The organism is Brevibacterium sp. CS2 (assembly GCF_005280295.1).
Classification (GTDB): Bacteria; Actinomycetota; Actinomycetes; order Actinomycetales; family Brevibacteriaceae; genus Brevibacterium; species Brevibacterium pityocampae.
Map to the genome: position 1 here is coordinate 2,047,543 of NZ_CP040020.1, position 17,059 is coordinate 2,064,601.

General features: G+C 73.2%; 11 protein-coding genes. 6 read left to right on the forward strand and 5 right to left on the reverse strand.

Annotation, left to right across the window (positions count from 1 at the left end; all coding sequences use genetic code 11):
- Positions 1 to 104: 104 nt before the first annotated feature.
- Positions 105 to 950, forward strand: a complete 846-nt coding sequence (locus FDF13_RS09165) for a PHP domain-containing protein (RefSeq protein WP_137319375.1) — start codon at positions 105 to 107, stop codon at positions 948 to 950.
- Positions 951 to 1,042: 92 nt separating this feature from the next.
- On the opposite strand, the gene FDF13_RS09170 is transcribed toward FDF13_RS09165, so the two are convergent.
- Positions 1,043 to 2,551 carry a DEAD/DEAH box helicase gene (locus FDF13_RS09170; RefSeq protein ID WP_137319376.1) on the reverse strand — a complete coding sequence of 503 codons (1,509 nt, stop codon included), beginning with the start codon at positions 2,549 to 2,551 and terminating at the stop codon, positions 1,043 to 1,045.
- Positions 2,552 to 2,619: 68 nt separating this feature from the next.
- Between FDF13_RS09170 and FDF13_RS09175 the strand changes: the two genes are divergently transcribed.
- Entirely contained in the window at positions 2,620 to 3,252 is a 633-nt protein-coding gene (locus FDF13_RS09175; protein ID WP_137319377.1) for a ferritin-like fold-containing protein, read from the forward strand.
- 26 nt (positions 3,253 to 3,278) lie between these two features.
- Here the strand turns inward: FDF13_RS09175 and FDF13_RS09180 are convergent, their stop codons facing one another.
- A complete protein-coding gene (locus FDF13_RS09180) occupies positions 3,279 to 3,503 on the reverse strand; it encodes a DUF3107 domain-containing protein (RefSeq protein WP_137319378.1) in 225 nt (74 codons plus the stop codon).
- A gap of 66 nt (positions 3,504 to 3,569) precedes the next feature.
- Complete coding sequence (locus FDF13_RS09185) at positions 3,570 to 4,208, reverse strand: TetR/AcrR family transcriptional regulator (protein ID WP_137319379.1); 639 nt, start codon at positions 4,206 to 4,208, stop codon at positions 3,570 to 3,572.
- A 193-nt stretch (positions 4,209 to 4,401) separates the two neighbouring features.
- Between FDF13_RS09185 and FDF13_RS09190 the strand changes: the two genes are divergently transcribed.
- Both FDF13_RS09190 and FDF13_RS09195 read left to right on the forward strand, forming a co-directional pair.
- Positions 4,402 to 7,698: a UrvD/REP family ATP-dependent DNA helicase gene (locus FDF13_RS09190; RefSeq protein WP_175406934.1), complete on the forward strand. Its 3,297-nt coding sequence runs from the start codon at positions 4,402 to 4,404 to the stop codon at positions 7,696 to 7,698.
- Positions 7,695 to 11,198: an ATP-dependent DNA helicase gene (locus FDF13_RS09195; protein WP_137319381.1), complete on the forward strand. Its 3,504-nt coding sequence runs from the start codon at positions 7,695 to 7,697 to the stop codon at positions 11,196 to 11,198. The genes FDF13_RS09190 and FDF13_RS09195 overlap by 4 nt, the downstream gene beginning before the upstream one ends.
- Here the strand turns inward: FDF13_RS09195 and FDF13_RS09200 are convergent.
- Positions 11,176 to 12,450, reverse strand: a complete 1,275-nt coding sequence (locus FDF13_RS09200; RefSeq protein WP_137319382.1) for a phosphotransferase — start codon at positions 12,448 to 12,450, stop codon at positions 11,176 to 11,178. The two genes, FDF13_RS09195 and FDF13_RS09200, sit on opposite strands and share 23 nt — an antisense overlap.
- Positions 12,451 to 12,557: 107 nt before the next feature.
- On the opposite strand from FDF13_RS09200, the gene nudC reads away from it, so the two are divergent.
- A complete protein-coding gene (nudC, locus tag FDF13_RS09205; protein WP_137319383.1) occupies positions 12,558 to 13,541 on the forward strand; it encodes an NAD(+) diphosphatase in 984 nt (327 codons plus the stop codon).
- On the forward strand, positions 13,538 to 15,628 hold the full coding sequence (locus tag FDF13_RS09210) for an ATP-dependent DNA helicase UvrD2 (RefSeq protein ID WP_137319384.1): 2,091 nt from the start codon (positions 13,538 to 13,540) through the stop codon (positions 15,626 to 15,628). The genes nudC and FDF13_RS09210 overlap by 4 nt, the downstream gene beginning before the upstream one ends.
- A 19-nt stretch (positions 15,629 to 15,647) precedes the next feature.
- On the opposite strand, the gene FDF13_RS09215 is transcribed toward FDF13_RS09210, so the two are convergent.
- A complete protein-coding gene (locus FDF13_RS09215; protein ID WP_137319385.1) occupies positions 15,648 to 16,541 on the reverse strand; it encodes a hypothetical protein in 894 nt (297 codons plus the stop codon).
- Positions 16,542 to 17,059 lie beyond the last annotated feature (518 nt).

A 17,059-nucleotide genomic window follows, 5' to 3' on the forward strand; every position in this document is an offset into this window, starting at 1 on the left:
CCAGTCTAGGGGTGGGGGAGACGTTCGGGTCCAGGGGCGAGATCGCCGGTCAGAGGCGGGAGGGCGGAGCGACGGGCCGTGCGGACAGCCCTACAATCGGAGTCATGGCGATCGACCTCCACACCCATTCGCGCTTCTCCGACGGCACTCAGAGCCCGACCGCGCTCGTCGAGGAGGCCGCGGAGCTCGGGGTCGCCGTGCTCGGCCTCACCGACCACGACACCACCGCCGGCTGGGACGAGGCGGTGCGCGCCGCGCAGGCCGCCGGGATCGCACTCGTGCGCGGGATGGAGGTCTCCTGCCGGTACGACGGGATCAGCGTCCACCTGCTGAGCTACCTCCACGACCCGGCCGCCGCCGAGCTCACCGCGGCCGTCGCCGACGCCCGCCGGGCGCGCCTCGACCGGACCCGCACGATGGTCGAGCGGCTCGCCGAGGACTTCCCGCTGTCCTGGGAATCCGTGCTCGAGCAGGCCGGTGCCGAGGCGACGATCGGCCGCCCCCACATCGCCGATGCGCTCGTCACCGCCGGCATCGTCGGGGACCGCTCGGCGGCCTTCGCCGGGCTGCTGTCCTCCCATTCGAAGTACTACGTGTCGCTGCCGACGATCTCCCCGATCGAGGCGATCCGGATGGTCCACGAGGCCGGGGGCGCGGCCGTGTTCGCCCACCCGCGGGCGTCGCTGCGCGGCCGCACGGTGCCCGACGCCGGGGTGCGCGCGATGGTCGAGGCGGGTCTCGACGGGCTCGAGGTCGACCACCGCGACAATCCGCCGAGCGCGCGCGTGGCGCTGCGGGCGACCGCCGAGGCGCACGGCCTGCTCGTCACCGGCTCGAGCGACTATCACGGCACCGGAAAACCCAACCGGCTCGCCGAGCACACGACGGACCCGGAGATGCTCGAGCGGCTCGTCGCGGTGACCTCGGGCGTGCCGCTCATCGACGCCTGAATGCCGGAGGGCCGGTGATCCGTGGGGATCACCGGCCCGGTGCGCGGTGCTGTGCTGACGATGCTGCGCCCGCAGGGGAGCGGCGCGGGCGCTCAGCCCTCGCGGCCGCCCTCGGCGCGCGAAGCACGGCCCTGCGGCTTGCCGCGGCGGGTGCGCCGGCGGTTGCGGCGCGGACGGTCCCCGCTGCCGGCGGAGTCGCCGGAGCGCTCGGCGCCGGCTCGACCGCCGTCGCGCGAGCGATCGCCGCGGCCCTCGGAGGAACGGCGCCGGGAGCCGCTGCGGCGGGGCACCTCGGCCCCGGTCTCCCCGTCGACCTCCTGGCCGGCGGCGGGCTTGCGGCGACGCAGTCGGCCCTTGGTGCCCGCCGGGATCCTGAGGTCCTCGTAGAAGTGCGGGGAGGTCGAGTAGGTCTCCACCGGCTCGTCGAGTCCGAGGTCGAGCGCCTTGCTGATGAGGCGCCAGCGCGGCATGTCGTCCCAGTCGACGAAGGTCACCGCGATGCCGGTGTTGCCGGCGCGACCGGTGCGGCCGATCCGGTGGACGTAGGTCTTCTCGTCGTCGGGGCACTGGTAGTTGATGACGTGGGTGACGTCGTCGATGTCGATGCCGCGGGCGGCGACATCGGTGGCGACGAGCACGTCGACCTTGTGCTCGCGGAACGCCTTGAGGGCGCGCTCGCGCATCTGCTGGTTGAGGTCGCCGTGGAGCGGCCGGGCGTTGAAGCCGCGGTCCACGAGCTCCTCGGCCAGCCGGTCGGCCGTGCGCTTGGTGCGCGCGAAGATGATCGTGCGCTCCCGGCCCTCGGCCTGGAGCAGGCGGGCGACCATCTCGCTCTTGTCCATCGCGTGCGCCCGGTAGACGTACTGCTTGGTGTTCTTCGCCGTCTTCGTGTGGTCGTCGGGATCCTGCGCCCGGATGTGGGTGGGCCGGTTCATGTAGCGGCGGGCGAGCGAGATCACCGGACCGGGCATGGTGGCGGAGAACAGCATCGTCTGGCGGTGCGCGGGCAGCGCGTCGACGATCCGTTCGACGTCGGGCAGGAATCCCAGGTCGAGCATCTCGTCGGCCTCGTCGAACACCGCGGTGTTGACCCGGTCGAGGCGCAGCGCGCGGCGGCCGTAGAGGTCGAGCAGGCGGCCCGGGGTGCCGACGACGACGTCGACGCCGGCGCGGAGCGCGGCGAGCTGGGGGTCGAAGTCCTTGCCGCCGTAGATCGTGATGATCGACAGGTTCCGCTTCGTCGAGGCGGTGCGCAGGTCCTCGGCGACCTGCTGCGCGAGCTCACGGGTGGGGACGACGACGAGGGCCTGCGGGGCACGGCCCTCGATCTGGGTGGCGCCTTCGTCGGGGCCGACGGCGCGTTGGAGCAGCGGGATGCCGAAGCCCAGGGTCTTGCCGGTGCCGGTCTTCGCCTGCCCGATGATGTCCGCGCCGGTGAGCGCGACGGGCAGGGTGAGCGCCTGGATGGGGAAGGGGGTGGTGATGCCGGACTCGGCCAGTGCGGCCACGATCGGCTCGGCGACCCCGAGGTCGGCGAAGGTCTGCTCCGGGGGAGTCTCGACGTCCTCGACGTCGATGGTCTCGGCTGCGATCTCTGTCATTGCTGTGCTCCTCACGGTGCTCCCGCAGGAGCACGTTCTGTCATGGTGCGTCGCGGTAGGCTGTCCGCATGTCTGCTGCCGCCCTGCCCGCCGACGTCCGGTCGACCACCCTGGCGATCCTCGCCTTCGGGGAGCTCACGTCCGTCGAACGCGCCGCCGCCGATGCGCAGGCGGCCCCGAGCATCCGGGACCGGGTCGATCTCATCGCCGTCGCGGGCGTCGCCCTGAGCCACTACGAGGCGCTCGCCGCTCGCGTCGAGGCGCTCGGCGGGGACATCGCGGAACTCATGGAGGGCGTCGAACCGTCGTTCACCGCGCTGCGGGAACGCACCCGGCCGCGTGATTGGTACGAAAGCCTCATGAAGGGGTACGTCTTCGACGGGATCAACAGAGATTTCTATCGCGCGGCCCTGGTCAATCTCGATGAGACGAGCGAACGGGTGGCCACTGCCGTACTCGATGATACACGGCAGGCCGATCACGTCCGCAGCCGGCTGGCCCGCGCCATCGCCGAGCAGCCGGAGCTGTCCTCCCGGTTGGCGCTGTGGGGGCGGCGGCTCGTCGGGGAGGCGCTCGTGCGCGGCCGGCACCTCATCACGGCCTTCGACCTCGCGGTCGACGACGAGGCCGTCTCGGCGATCGCGCAGCGGGTGATGACGAATCACTCGCGCAGGATGGCCGCGCTCGACCTCGTCGCCTGACCGGAGCTCACGCCCGGGGCGACGTCTCAGCCCACCCCGAACCCGACGCGGCGCTGCTGCTCCTCGCCGGTCTCCACGTAGGCGAGGGCGGCGGCGGGCACGAAGACCTGCCGACCCTTGGCGTCCGCGAGGCTGAGCATGCCACCGTCCTGCAGAGCCGCCTTCACCTGTTCGTTGACCTCGTCGGCCGTCGCGGTGCTCTCGAGCACGAGTTCGCGGGGGGCGTTCTGCACGCCGATCCTGATCTCCATGGGTCTCCTTCGTCGATTTCGGCGCAGCCGGTCGGCTCCACGCTCGGGGGTGGGTCCGGGACCACTCTAGTCCGCGGGAACGGGAGCGGCGGAGCCCCCTCCGGCCTCGGCCTCCTCGGAGTCGGACAGCGAGCCCACGCCGTTCCACAGCACTCCGGAGATCAGATGGGCGGCGGCGTCGGCCTCGAACTCGGCGGTCTCCGCGAGCTGGAGCGCGGCGGCCTCGGCCATGCTCGTGATCGCGACGGCGAGGAGCTTCGCCTCGGCGGTCGTGGCGGCGGACTCGCGCTCGATGAGCTCGGCGATCCACATCGCGGCCCGATCGGTCGAGCTGCTCGCACGTTTGACCGCGCCGGGCTCATAGGAATCGGCGCGGGCGATGATGAGGAACTCCGACCGATGATCGGTGACGAAAGAGAAGTAGGCCGAGATCGCCGCGGCCACTCGCTCCTCGTTGTCATCGCTCGAGTGCAGCGCCCCGGTGAGCACGGAATCGAAGACCGCGTTGGCGGCATCGATCACGGCGAGGTAGAGGGACTGCTTCGAGTCGAAGTGCTGGTAGAGGACCGGCTTCGAGACCCCGGCGGCGATCGCGACGGCATCCATCGAAGCCGTGCGGTATCCCGAGCGGGAGAAGACCTCGGTGGCCACCGCGACCAGCTGGTCCCGACGCTGGGCCTGGGGCATTCTCTGAGATTTCGTCATCCTCTCAGTTTATCGCCAGAATCGCTGACCCAAAGGCAAATGTCCAGACCAGAGAGTACAAGTCGTGGAGATCACACCCGTGTCCGTGCCGCGTGATGGAATGGGCGGCATGGGAACGAGCAGGGGAACATCACCGTCGGGCACACCCTCGGAAGCGCAGGCCGGCGCACCGGCCGACGCAAGGCCGGAAAAATTGCCGAGCGCGCCGGGAGCGGCCGCCGGGAGCGGCGCGGACCCCGCGGCGCTCGCCGCCGCGCTGGCCGCCGGGCAGGCGGTGAGCGTCGTCGGCGCTCCCGGGACCGGGAAGACCGCGCTGCTCCTCGCCGTCCACGCCCGGCTCGCGGCGCTGCCGGGGACGGGGCCGGACGACACGCTCGTGCTGACCCCCACCCGGGACCACGCCACGGATCTGCGCGACCGGATCGCACTCGACCCGGAGCGGGTGCGCACGGCCCCGGCCGCCCGGAGCATCCACTCGCTCGCTTTCGGGATCGTGTCCGCCCACGCCGCGGTGCGTGACGGCGCCGGCACGAAGTTCGTGTCCGGGCCGGACCAGGATGCGCTGCTCGCCGCGCTCCTCGAGGGATACGAGGAGGGCCGTGCGGCACCCCCGGCGTGGCCCGCCCACATGACCGCCGAGGTGCGCCGCACCGCGGGCTTCCGCGACGAGCTCCGCGAAGTGCTCAACCGGGTGATGGAGCGCGGCTTCGCGCCCGCGGACGTGCTCGCCGCGGCACAGGCGGCCCGTCGCCCCGAGTGGACCGCCGTCGCCCAGGTCCTGCAGGACTACGAGGACCAGCTCGCGGTGCCGGTGTTCGGCGGTGTCGACACCGCCGCCGTCCTCGCCGAGGCCGCGGCGGTGCTGCGGGAGGAGCGCGACGCCGGCACCGTCGCCGGTCGGCGGTGGAGCTTCTCCGGTGAGATCGTCCCGCGCTATGTGCTCGTCGACGCGGCGCAGGACCTCCCCGACGCCGCCGTCGCGGTCCTCAGCGGGCTGCGCGACCTCGGCACTCGGATCGCCGTCGCCGCCTCCCCGGACACCGGCACCCAGGGCTTCCGGGGCGGTTCGGGCTCCGTCGTCGCCGCGGTGACCGCCCACGGCGCCCCGGCGATCGCCGGACCCGCGGGCCATCGGCCGATCGTCCTCGAGGCCGCGGCCGGGCACGTGCGCGGCGCCGGGGCGATCGCCGCGGTGTCCCAGGACTTCGCGCGGCGGATCTCCACGGACCTCGCGCGCGGCCACGTCCCGCGCGCGGCGGCTGACGCACCGGACGGGGGCTCCCGCGTGCGGGTGGCGCTCTCCCGCTCCGCGGCGGAGCAGTCACGCACCGTGGCCGCACTGCTGCGCACGTGGTTCCACGACGTCGGGACGGATTGGTCCGACATCGCCGTCATCGGACGCACCTCCGGCACCGCGGCCGCACTCCGGCAGGAGCTCGGGCACCTCGGGATCCCGGTCGGCGCCGTCGAGCTCCCGCTGCGCACCGACCCGGCCACCGCCCCGCTGCTCCGGGCCCTCACCGTCGATCTCGGGGACCCGGACGCCCTCGACGGGCTCGTGCGCGAACTCCTCACCGGTCCGTATCTCGGCGTCGATCCGGTCGCGCTGCGCGGACTCGAGCGGGAGGCCGCCGTCCTCCTGTCACGGCATGCGGGTGGCGCTCCGGACGATGGCGGGGAACGTTCCGCACCGCACCGCTCCGTGCTCGTGCGCGCCCTGCAGGAGCTGCCGCCGGCGCAGCTGCCCGACACGCTGCGGACCCTCGCGACGGTCCTCGACACCGCCGCGGATTCCGCCGACGCAGACGCGCACACCGCGGTGTGGCGGCTCTGGCAGGCCACCGGGGTCGCCCGGGCGTGGCGGGCGCGGGCGCTCAGCAGCCCCGGTGACCCGATCAACGACCGCCTCGACGCGGTCCTGCGCCTGATCTCCCTGGCGGAGAAGCTGGGGGACGACCTCGCGGACCGGGAGTCGCTGCGGGCGCGGTCCTTCGCCGCCCTCGTCGCCGACCAGGAGTTCGCGCAGGATTCGCTCGCCGCCCGCCGCACGCAGGCTGCTGTGGCAGTCGACTCACCGGCGGCACTGGCCCACCGGAGCTTCTCCCGGGTCGTCGTCGTCGACGTCGACGAGGGGCAGTGGCCCGACCCTCGTGTGCGCGGCTCGATGTTCGCCACCGAGGCCCTCCTGCTCGGCCTCACCGGAGGAGAGCCCGACCCGGACCCGGGCGCGGAGTACGCCCGCCGGCGCCGTGCGACGATCGTCGACGAGGGCCGGCTGTTCCTCAGCGCGATCACCCGCGCCGCCGACGAACTCGTCGTCATGGCTCTCGAGGACGGCGACACGTCGCCGAGCGCGTTCTTCGATACCGTGGCGGCCCACCCCGCGGTGGAGGAGCTCACCGCTCCCGCCGCTCCTCTCGATGACGGCCCGGATGCCGGTGCGGACGTGGGCGGGGATGGCAGTGCCGTATCGGACCTCCTCCCGGTGAGCGCGCGCCAGGCCGCCGCCCGCGCCCGCAGCCGCTTCGTGGCAGCGGCGGATTCCGGCGCGGACACCGAGGAGTGGGCGGACCTCCTCCACGCGCTCGCCGCGCACGGCGTGGCGGAGGCCGCCCCGGAGAACTGGACGGCCTGGCAGGAGGTGACGACGTCGACCCCGCTGCTCGGGCCGGACGACGAAGCCAGGATCTCCCCCTCCACCGCGGAGGACTTCACCTCCTGCGCCCTGCGCTGGTTCCTCACCCGGCACGGGGGACGCACCGCGAGCTCGCGGGCGCAGAGCCTCGGCACCCTCATCCATGCGATCGCCGAAACCCACCCCCGTGGCGGCTTCGCGGACATGATCGCGGACTTCGACGAGGGGTTCGCCGAGATCGCGTTCGACGCCGCATGGGAGCGCGACCGCGAGTACGCGACCGGGCGGCGCATGGTGGAGAACCTCGACCGGTACCTGCGCGAGTCGTTCGAGCAGCGCCCGGGTCTCGAGGTCGCCGTGGAGGTGGGCGTCGACGCCGCGGCCCCACAGGGCGCCCCGGGTGCGCCCTGGCGGATCACCGGCCGGATCGACCGGCTCGAGATCATCCCCGGGCGTGCGGGTGCCCCGGACGGTGTGCGCCCGGTCGACTTCAAGACCGGGAAGACCATCGTGTCCCGCGCCGACGGCACCACGCACCCGCAGCTCGGGGTCTACCAGTTCGCACTGCGGGCCGGGGGCGCCGAGCGCGCCGACGGCACCCGCGTCGACGGCGAGCCCGCCGGGGCGGAGCTCGTCTACCTGCGCAACACCAAGCCGACCACCCGGGAGCAGCCGGCGCTCGGCGACGCCGCGGACCCCGCCTGGGCGGAGACCCTCGTCGGAGGCATCGCCGAGGGCATGCGCTCGGCGCGCTTCGTCGCCACCCCGAGTCCGGACATCTGCCGCAGCTGTCCGGTGAGATCATCGTGCCCGGCCTTCGCCGGCGCACCAGTTGCAGGAGCCGATGACGCATGAGCCCCACCGCACCGCGCTACACCGCCCTCCGACTCGCCGAGATCATCGGCGTCGAACCGCCCACCGAGGAGCAGCAGCGGATCATCGAGGGCCCGCTCGACACCGCCGTCGTCATCGCCGGAGCGGGCTCGGGCAAGACCACCGTCATCGCCCAGCGCGTCGTCTACCTCGTGGCCAACGGGATCGTCGACGCGGAGTCGATCCTCGGCCTCACCTTCACGCGGAAGGCCGTGGGGGAGCTCAACGAGAGGATCCGCCGGCTGCTCCACCGCTTCCGGGCGGCGGAGGGCGACCGGCGCGGCACCACGGACCTGCCCGGGCTCGACGTCCCCACCGTGACGACGTACAACTCCTTCGCCGCCGGGATCGTGTCCGACCACGGGGTGCGGATCGGCGTCGAACCGGAGTCCCGACTGCTCGACATCGCCGACGCGATGGAGCTCGCCGGCACCGTCGTCGACGCCGCGACGGACCGGGAGATCCCCCCGAACGTCGCCCGCTCGACGGTCATCGACCAGATCCTGGGCCTCTCCTCCCAGATCAACGAGCACCTGCAGACCCCGGAAGCAGTGATCGACCACCTCGACGACTGCCTCGATGCGTTCCTCACCGGGGAGGCCTTCACCGCGCATCTCGACGCCATCCGCCGGAAGAGGATCCCCAAGGAGGACAAGGCACAGCTCATCGACGAGGCGACTGCGCTCGCCGCCCGCGCCGGGCTCGGCGAGGTCCCCGACGGTCCGCGCAGCCGGGCGCGCACAGCGGATCCCGCGCGCCTCGAGCTCATCGATCTGCTCGCCGGGGGCGGCCTCGGCCCGGACACCGTCCTCCCGCTCGCCCACAAGCGCCGGATCGCGGTCCTCGCCCGCCGCTATCTCCATCTCAAGCGCGCCGGCTCGGCCATGGAGTTCTCCGACCAGGTGGCCTTCGCCCACCGGATCATGACCGAGGTGCCGGCTGTGCGCGGCATCGAGCGCGCGCGCTGGAGCGTCGTCATGCTCGACGAGTACCAGGACACCTCGGACTCCCAGTTCGAGCTGCTCCGCACCGTGTTCGCCGGTCTGCCGGTGATGGCGGTGGGCGACCCCCGGCAGTCGATCTACGGCTGGCGGGGGGCGAGCGCGCGCAACATCGGGGAGTTCCCGCTCCACTTCCGCTCCCCGGACGGCACCCCCGCCCGCGCGCTCACACTGAGCACGAGCTGGCGCAACGACGCCGACGTCCTCGCCGTGGCGAACCGGCTCGCCGCCGCGCTGCCGGACGCGGATCCCGCCGACGCGCTCACCGCACGACCTGGCGCCGGGGCCGGTCGCGTCGACATCTCCGCCACCCCCGGTGATCCCGATCCGGAGTACGGCTCCGACCAGTGGGCCGGGCTCGCGCAGTGGTTGGTGGAGATCGGGGAGGAGGCGCCTACCCGGACGCGAGCGGTGCTGTGCCGCAAGCGCAGCCAGTTCGCCCCCGTCGCCCACGCGCTCACCGCCGCCGGGCTCGATGTCCACATCGCCGGATCCACCGGCATGCTCGACGACCCCTTCGTCGCCGACGCCCACAGCGCCCTCCAGGCTCTCGTCGACCCCGGTGCCGGCGACCACCTCATGCGACTCCTCAGCGGCACCGTCTGCGGGCTCGGCGTGTCCGACATCGCCGCCCTCGACCGCTTCACCCGGCAGCGCAGCCGCCGCCTCCGGGAGAAGCTGGCGCCCGCAGGGCCCGAGGACGTCGGAGCTCCGGGTCCGGGAGGCGCCGGCGACACGGAACCGGTGCCGGAGATCGAGGACATCACCCTCGTCGAGGGCATCGACGACCTCCTCACCACCGGCGCGCAGGCCGATGCCCGGGCCACCGGACTGTCCCCGGCGGCACTGCGCAGGATCACACGGCTCGCCGCCGCACTGCGCACCCTGCGGCGGTCGACGACGACGATCCCCGGGCTCGTCCGCGAGGTCATCCGCGAGCTCGACATCGACACCGAGGTCGACGCGCTGCCCGCCGCCGCGGCACAGGCGCACCGCGCCTCGCTCGACGCCTTCGTCTCCCTCGCCCTCGACTACACCGCCCAGCACCCGGAGGGCACCGTGCGCACCTTCCTCGACTGGGTCACGGTGCTCGAGTCGAAGGACGCGCTCGCGAACCCGGAGAGTGAACCGGACCCGACGGCGGTCACGGTGATGACGATCCACTCCTCCAAGGGCCTCGAGTTCGACGCGGTCGCGATCCCCGACTGCGTGGTGGGGGACCTGCCGACCGGGCTGCGGGAGACGAAGGGGTGGCTCGCCCCCGGGGCGCTGCCCTACCCCCTGCGCGGCGACCAGGCGAAGCTGCCGCCACTCGATCTGCTGGCCCACGGTGGCTCCTCACCCGCGGAATTCAAGGAGTGGCTCGCGACGAACGTCCGACCGCGGCTCGAGGAGCACCACCTCATCGAGGAGCGCAGGCTCGCCTACGTCGCAGTGACCCGGGCCAAGGCCCGCCTGTGGCTCGGCGGTGCTCTGCACACGACCCGCACGAAACCCAATGAGTTCTCCCCGTTCCTCCGCGAGGCGATGGAGGTGCTCGGCCACGACGAGAGCGAGCTACCGGAGACCGAGGATCCCGGCGAGCGCGCGACCGCCGCGACCACCGGCATCCCGTGGCCGGTCGTCGACACCGCGCGCCTCGAGAAGCAGCGCGCCCACCTCGACCTGCTGGACGCGCGCCGGGCGGAGCACCCCGACCTGCAGTCCCTCGCGGAATCCGCTGCGGACCCGGAGGTCAGGGCGCTCGCCGCTCGGGTGATCGCGCTCGACGAGGCCCGGACCGCAGGCGGCGCAGACTTCGCCGTCCCCGCGCGCCTGTCGACGACGGGGATCGTCGCGTTCCTCGACGATCCCGCCGGGTTCGCCGCGAGCACGCGCCGCCCGATGCCCTACGCCCCGAACGAGGCCACCGGCCTGGGCACGGCCTTCCACACCTGGGTGGAGAACTACTACGGGCAGGCCGCGCTCGGCGATGTCGACGTGGACCCCACGGTCGCCGCGCTGTCCGGCTCGGCCCGGCAGCGGCTGAGCGAGCTCATCGAGGTGTTCACGGCCTCCGAGTTCGCCCGCCTCGAGCCCGCGGAGATCGAGCTCCCCTTCGAGCTCGTGCTCGACCGGGCCGACGGCACCGCCGTCCACGTGCCCGGCAAGATCGACGCGGTGTTCCGCACCGCGGAGGGCCTGCGGGTGGTCGATTGGAAGACGGCGCGTGCACCCGGGGAGGAGCAGCTCGGGACCATGGCGGTCCAGCTGTCCGTCTACGCCCTCGCGCTGTCCCGGATGCCGGAGTACGCCGGACTCCCGATCGACGCGGCCTTCTACTTCCTCGGCAGCGACCGGGTGGTGCGCGCTCCACGCCTGCTCGGGGCCGCGGAGCTCGTCGCCGCCCTCGAATCCGGCGCGCACCACATCGCGCAGCAGAGCGAGGAAGGCCAGCAGGGTCGGGAGGGTGATGGGGTCAGCGGTCCTCGGGGCCGGTGATCCGCTCCGTCGGGACTGCCGAGGCCGACTCCACGTCGATGTCGTGCGTCACCGGTGCGGTGGGACGGAAGACGTCGCCGGCGCGCACCGCGGTGCGACGCGGGGCCGGGGGAGAAGTGGTGGCCGCGGGGTCGGCTCCGGTGTCTGCGCCCGTACCGGACAGAGGCTCGGGCCCGGGCACGGGCTTCGGTTCGGGCCCGGTCGCGTCTGCGGGCTGCTCGGCCGCGGCGCCCGGCTCCGTGATCGCCTCTGCCGACTGCTCGCCAGGGGGTGCCGCGGGCGCAGCGCCCTGCGCATCCTCGGGGCCCGTGCCGCCGTAGGGGCCGGGATGCCCCTCGGCCGGTGCATCGGTGAGCTCGGCGAGCGAGGCGAGAAGCGCGACGGCATCGGCGATCTCGCCGTCGTCGCCGCCCCGGCGGGCCTCGAGGAGCCAGTCGAGGGCGGTGAGCTCCGAGCGGAGCTCCACCCGTGTGCGCAGGCCCGGGTCAGGGCCTGCGCGGTGCACGCGGTAGACGGCGAAGAACTCCTCGACCGCGTCCGGGTGGAGGAGTGCGGTGACGGCTGCGAGGTCGGTGGCCGGGTCGCCGATGTGCAGCCGCCCCAGGTCGGTGACCGCGGCGATCCGGCCACCCTCGGTCCGCAGTGCGTCCTCCGACAGGCCGCCGTGGACGGCACACGGGAAGAAGCGCCAGGTCGCGACATTCTCCAGGGCGGTCTCCCAGCGCGAGAGCAGGACGGAGGGCACCTGGCCGGTGGCGGCTCCGGCGTCGAGTGCATCGAGGAGGCGCTGCCGCTCCTCGGCGCTGTCGAGCACGGCGAGGCCGGAGTCCGCGATGTCCCCGGGGTCGGCATTGTGGAGCTCGGCGAGGAACTCCGCGAGCGCCGTCACGAGGGCGGGGGAGTCGGCGAAGGCGACGGTGGAGGCCGGCGTGCCCGGCAGGGGTGCGCACACCCGGATCTCCTCCCCGCGGGAGTCGAACTGCTCAGCGGGCACCGCGAGCCGCCCCAGGATCTGCGGGAAGGTCACCGAGGTGCCCGGCAGCAGCCCGCGGAGCAGTGCGGCGGCGTACTCCTCCTCATCGGCTCCCTCCGCGCCTGCGCTCGGCACGAGGACGGCGACGACGGAGCGCTCGCCGTCGGACACGAGCACGCGGTGACCGCGCGGGTCGTCGAGCGCGAGCCACGACTGCGGTTCGAACCCGTCGAGGATCCCGGCGGTGGCGGCAGCGATCTTGAGGTCGAGAGTCTCCACCCCTCCAAACTACCGCCGCAGGGCGGCCCTGGCGATGAGGCGCACGGATCCGCACCCGGAAACCCGAAGGACGGGCCGTGTCCGTCCGGTTCGCTATCGTGGACACCATGAGACCCCTGCCGCTCCTCGAGCCCGCCAGCCTGGCACGCAGCAGCGTGCGCCGCAACCACCTGTCGCGCGGCACGGACGGCGACCTCTCCGCGGTCTGGGCCCGGCCCGGGACGCGCGGCGTCCTCGCCCATCGCGGCTACCTGCTCATCGCCTCCGGGCACCTCGTCACCGTCACCGCGGACCAGGTCCCGGAGGGTGGCACCCAGATCTACCTCGGGATCGACCCCGATGGCGCCGACAGGATCGGCATCGACCTCGACGACGCCGGCCGCTCGGCCGTCGACGCCCGGCTCGCCGCGGAGCGCGACCGCGATGCCGAGGACCTCCTCGACGGACCGACCACCGGCATCCACGTCACGGAGCCCACCTGGCTCGACCTCCGCCATGTCGCCACCGAGCTCGACGACCTCGACATCGGGCTCGCCTGCAGCCTCGTCGCAGTCGGCAACTGGCACCGCACGCACACCCATTCGCCCCGCAACGGGTCCCCCACCCGGCCGGCCGTGGGAGGCTGGGTGCGCCGTGACCCGGAGACCGGCAGCGAGCACTTCCCGCGCACCGATCCCGCCGTCATCATGGCCGTCGTGCACACCGACGGGGACGGCACCGAGCGCCTTCTGCTGGGCAACAACGCCCAATGGCCGGCCGACCGCTATTCGCTCCTCGCCGGGTTCGTCGAGCCCGGGGAGACGCTCGAAGCAGCGGTGATCCGCGAGGTCTGGGAGGAGGCCGGGGTGGACTGCGTGCGCCCGGTCTACGTCGGCTCGCAGCCGTGGCCGTTCCCCTCCTCGCTCATGCTCGGTTTCACCGCCGAGGCCGTCTCGCGCGACACCCGTGCCGACGGCGACGAGATCACCCGCGTGCGCTGGTTCACCCGCGAGGAGCTCACCGCGGAGACCACGGCCGGCACCGTGTGGGTGCCCGGCGACGTCTCGATCGCCGGGCAGATCCTCTCCGCCTGGCTCGCCGGGGGAGCATGACCGCAGCGCAGCCGGCGGCCGCCGCCGCACTGCTCGAGCATCTCGACCCGGAGCAGCGGCGGGTCGCCGAGCACGTGAGCGGCCCGCTCGTCGTCCTCGCCGGCGCCGGAACGGGCAAGACCCGCGCGATGACGCATCGGATCGCGTACGGAGCGGCCACCGGCGCCTTCTCCGTCCGCCACGTCCTCGCGCTGACCTTCACCTCGAAGGCCGCCGGCGAGATGCGGGCGCGGCTGCGTGCACTCGGAGTGCCCGGGGTGCAGGCCCGCACCTTCCACTCCGCCGCGCTGCGCCAGCTGCGGTACTTCTGGGACGTGTTCGCCGAGGGCCCCTTCCCCGAGCTCCTGGGCCAGAAGGCGGGGATCCTCGCCCGTGCGATGGCCGAAGCCGGATTCGAGGTCGAGCGGGAGGTGGTGCGCGACGTCGCCGCCGAGATCGAGTACGCCGCGGTGTCGATGCTCGCGGTCGACGACTATCTGGCGCAGGCCGCGCACCGCGAGCTGCCCCCGGGCATCACCCCGGCCGGCATGGAGCAGATCATGCGCGCCTACAGCGAGATCAAGTCCCGTCGGCGCCTCCTCGACTTCGAGGACATCCTGCTCACGCTCACCGGCCTCCTCGCCACAAGGGAGGACATCGCCGCGCAGGTCCACGAGCAGTACCGCCACTTCGTCGTCGACGAGTTCCAGGACGTCTCCCCGCTCCAGTACGACCTCCTCATGCGCTGGCTCGGGCGACGCGAGTCCCTCTGCGTCGTCGGCGACCCCGCGCAGACGATCTACACCTTCGCCGGCGCCACCGACTCCTTCCTGCTGCGGCTGCCCTCGCGCCTGCCCGGAGCGCAGAGCGTCTCGCTCGTGCGCAACTACCGGTCGACCGAGCAGATCGTGCAGGCGGCCAACGCGGTCCTGTCCCACACCGGGCGCACCCCGCTCGTGCTCCGCAGCACCGGGCGCAGCGGCCCGGCTCCGGTGTTCACCGAGTACGCCGACGACCAGGCGGAGGCCGAAGCGGTCGCCGCCCGGATCGCCGAGGAGATCTCCCGGGGTCGGCGAGCCTCGGACATCGCGGTGCTGTTCCGCACGAACGGACAGAGCCGCGCGTTCGAGGACGCGCTCGGAGCCCGGGGAGTCGGATACGTGCTGCGCGGGGGAGAGCGGTTCTTCGCCCGCCGCGAGGTCAAGGAGGGGATCGCGCTGCTGCGCGCCTCGGCCGCCCGGCTGGCTCCGCGGCCGCTGCCCGAGCTCGTCGGCGAGGTGCTGGACGCGATCGGCTGGGCACCGCGTCCCCCGAGCGGGACCGGGGCGAGCCGGGAGCGCTGGGAGTCGCTCGATGCCCTCGTCGGGCTCGCCGCATCGATGCAGGAGAAGTCGGAGCTGCCCGTGCCGCTGCAGGATTTCCTCAGCGACCTCGCCGACCGTCAGGAGCACCAGTTCGCCCCTCCCGTCAACGGTGTCACGCTCGCCTCGGTGCACGCTGCCAAGGGCCTCGAGTGGGAGAGCGTGCACCTCGTCGGGCTGTCCGAGGGGCTCGTGCCGATCAGCTATGCGACGACGCCGGCGGCGGTGGCCGAGGAGCGGCGGCTGTTCTACGTCGCGCTCACCCGGGCCCGCACCGAGCTGTCGCTGAGCTGGTCGCTCGCACGTCAGGAGGGCCGCCGGTCCCGGCGCTCGCCCTCGCGCTTCATCGGGGAGATGCAGAGTGCGCACGGGGCCTCCACCCGGCCCGCCGGACAGCGTGCGGGAACCCGGAACCCGCGGGCGCGGACGGCCCCGGTGCGGTGCACGCGCTGCGGGAGGACGCTCGTGACCGCGGTGGAGCAGAAGCTGCAGCGCTGCGGCGACTGCCCCGGCGAGGTCGATGCGAACCTGCTCGTGGCGCTGCTCGACTGGCGCCGGGAGCAGTCGGAACGGCTCCGGATGCCCGCCTACATGATCCTCACCACCGCGACCGTCAACGCGATCGCCGAGGTGCGGCCGCGCACGGCGGCGCAGATGGACCGGATCCCGGGGATCGGCCCGGTGAAGTGCGAGCAGTTCGGCGCGGACATCATCGCGCTCGTCGAGGCGCACTCCGGTTCGATGTGAGGCCCGGGGGAGCGCGGGATCAGGCGGGGACGTGGAACCGTCCGGCGACGGGGATCCGGCAGTCGCACTCGCCGTGGAAGTCGACGCCGATCTCCGTCACCGCGCCGCTCGGCAGGGTGACGACGGCGTCGACGGGGACCGGGGTGCAGCCGAGCAGATGGTTGCGCAGCACGAGCGCGGTGTGGGCGACCGCCAGGGTGCTGAGCACCGGATCGGTGCGCGCCGGCCGGGGAGACTGCTTCCACAGCGTCCGCCAGGCGAGGAGCCAGTCGGCGTCCTCCTCGGTGCGGAGATTGACCCGGCAGCGGGTGCACGGTGTGGAGCCGGGCACGATGACGTGGGAGATCGTCGCCTGCGCCTGCCCGACGACGACCTGCTGGTGGTCGATCCCGTTCTCCACGAGGTATCCCGCCGAGACCGCGTCCTCGACCCAGACCCCGGTGAGGACGACGAGCGGGGAGCGGTACCCGGTGGACTCCTCCGCCCGGCCGATCCGATGGGCGTCGAAGCCGGCGGCCGCGAGCACCGGGAGGAGCTCCTCGGCGTAGGGGCCGAGCACGAGCACCGGGGTGGCGGCGAGCGTGGCGGCGATCTGCGTGGGGGAGACGCCGAGGTTCGCGGCGAGGGGATCGACGTGGACGGTGGGGCGCCGAGGCGCCGCGTCCGGGCCGAGCGGCACGAGGACCCCGGCCTCGTCGAGGAGGGCGAGCAGGGAGGAGGCGCGGGCCGAGGACACGCCCAGATGCTCCGCCCGGTCGAAGAAGTCGTCGATCCCGATCCCCATCCGGAGGACGGAGATGAGCTCCGTGTCCTGTGGGGTGAGGCCGTCGATGAGGATCGGTTCGTCGATCCCGAACTGTACGCACCGGTCGCTGCGCCAGACCACCGGCACCGAGTGAAAGAGCTGATACACCGCTGATGCACCTCCTGATCCGGAGGCTACCGACTGGCGGTGCGCGCGAACAGTCCCCGGACGCGCCTGTGGATAACCTCTGCGGGAGAGTCCCGGACCGGGTCCGGGCAGGGTCGGAGCCCACTGCGCATCCGATGATCCGCAGGAGCTGACCGGCCCTGCCCGGGTGGTCGACCCCCAGCCGCGCTCGGGATCTCATGAGCCTTCCCCTTGCCCATGAAACCCGGGTTTTCCGGGGGTCTGACACCTCAAACTATGCGGCCCCCGCGGTGCCGTCAACACCGGGCGTCCCGGCGCCTGTGCACAAGCCGGCGCCAGCTGTTGACGAGTGTGCCCGCGCCTGTGGATGACGGTGTGGATGCGGGAACGCGCGAGATTCCGAGGGTGCCCGATCCGCCCCGGTGGGCGCGGCGTGTCGCGGGCTGGGTGAGCGGGGACAGGGGCGGGAGCGAGAATTTCCGCCGGAAGTTCGGCGCCCGGGGCCCCGCACCCGACCGGGGTGCCCCGGTGCACGTGGC

Excerpts from the sequence above, each read along its gene's own strand:
- FDF13_RS09165 (WP_137319375.1), top strand. The coding sequence starts at position 105 with ATGGCGATCGACCTCCACACCCATTCGCGCTTCTCCGACGGCACTCAG.
- FDF13_RS09170 (WP_137319376.1), bottom strand. The coding sequence starts at position 2,551 with ATGACAGAGATCGCAGCCGAGACCATCGACGTCGAGGACGTCGAGACT.
- FDF13_RS09175 (WP_137319377.1), top strand. The coding sequence starts at position 2,620 with ATGTCTGCTGCCGCCCTGCCCGCCGACGTCCGGTCGACCACCCTGGCG.
- FDF13_RS09180 (WP_137319378.1), bottom strand. The coding sequence starts at position 3,503 with ATGGAGATCAGGATCGGCGTGCAGAACGCCCCCCGCGAACTCGTGCTC.
- FDF13_RS09185 (WP_137319379.1), bottom strand. The coding sequence starts at position 4,208 with ATGACGAAATCTCAGAGAATGCCCCAGGCCCAGCGTCGGGACCAGCTG.
- FDF13_RS09195 (WP_137319381.1), top strand. The coding sequence starts at position 7,695 with ATGAGCCCCACCGCACCGCGCTACACCGCCCTCCGACTCGCCGAGATC.
- nudC (WP_137319383.1), top strand. The coding sequence starts at position 12,558 with ATGAGACCCCTGCCGCTCCTCGAGCCCGCCAGCCTGGCACGCAGCAGC.
- FDF13_RS09210 (WP_137319384.1), top strand. The coding sequence starts at position 13,538 with ATGACCGCAGCGCAGCCGGCGGCCGCCGCCGCACTGCTCGAGCATCTC.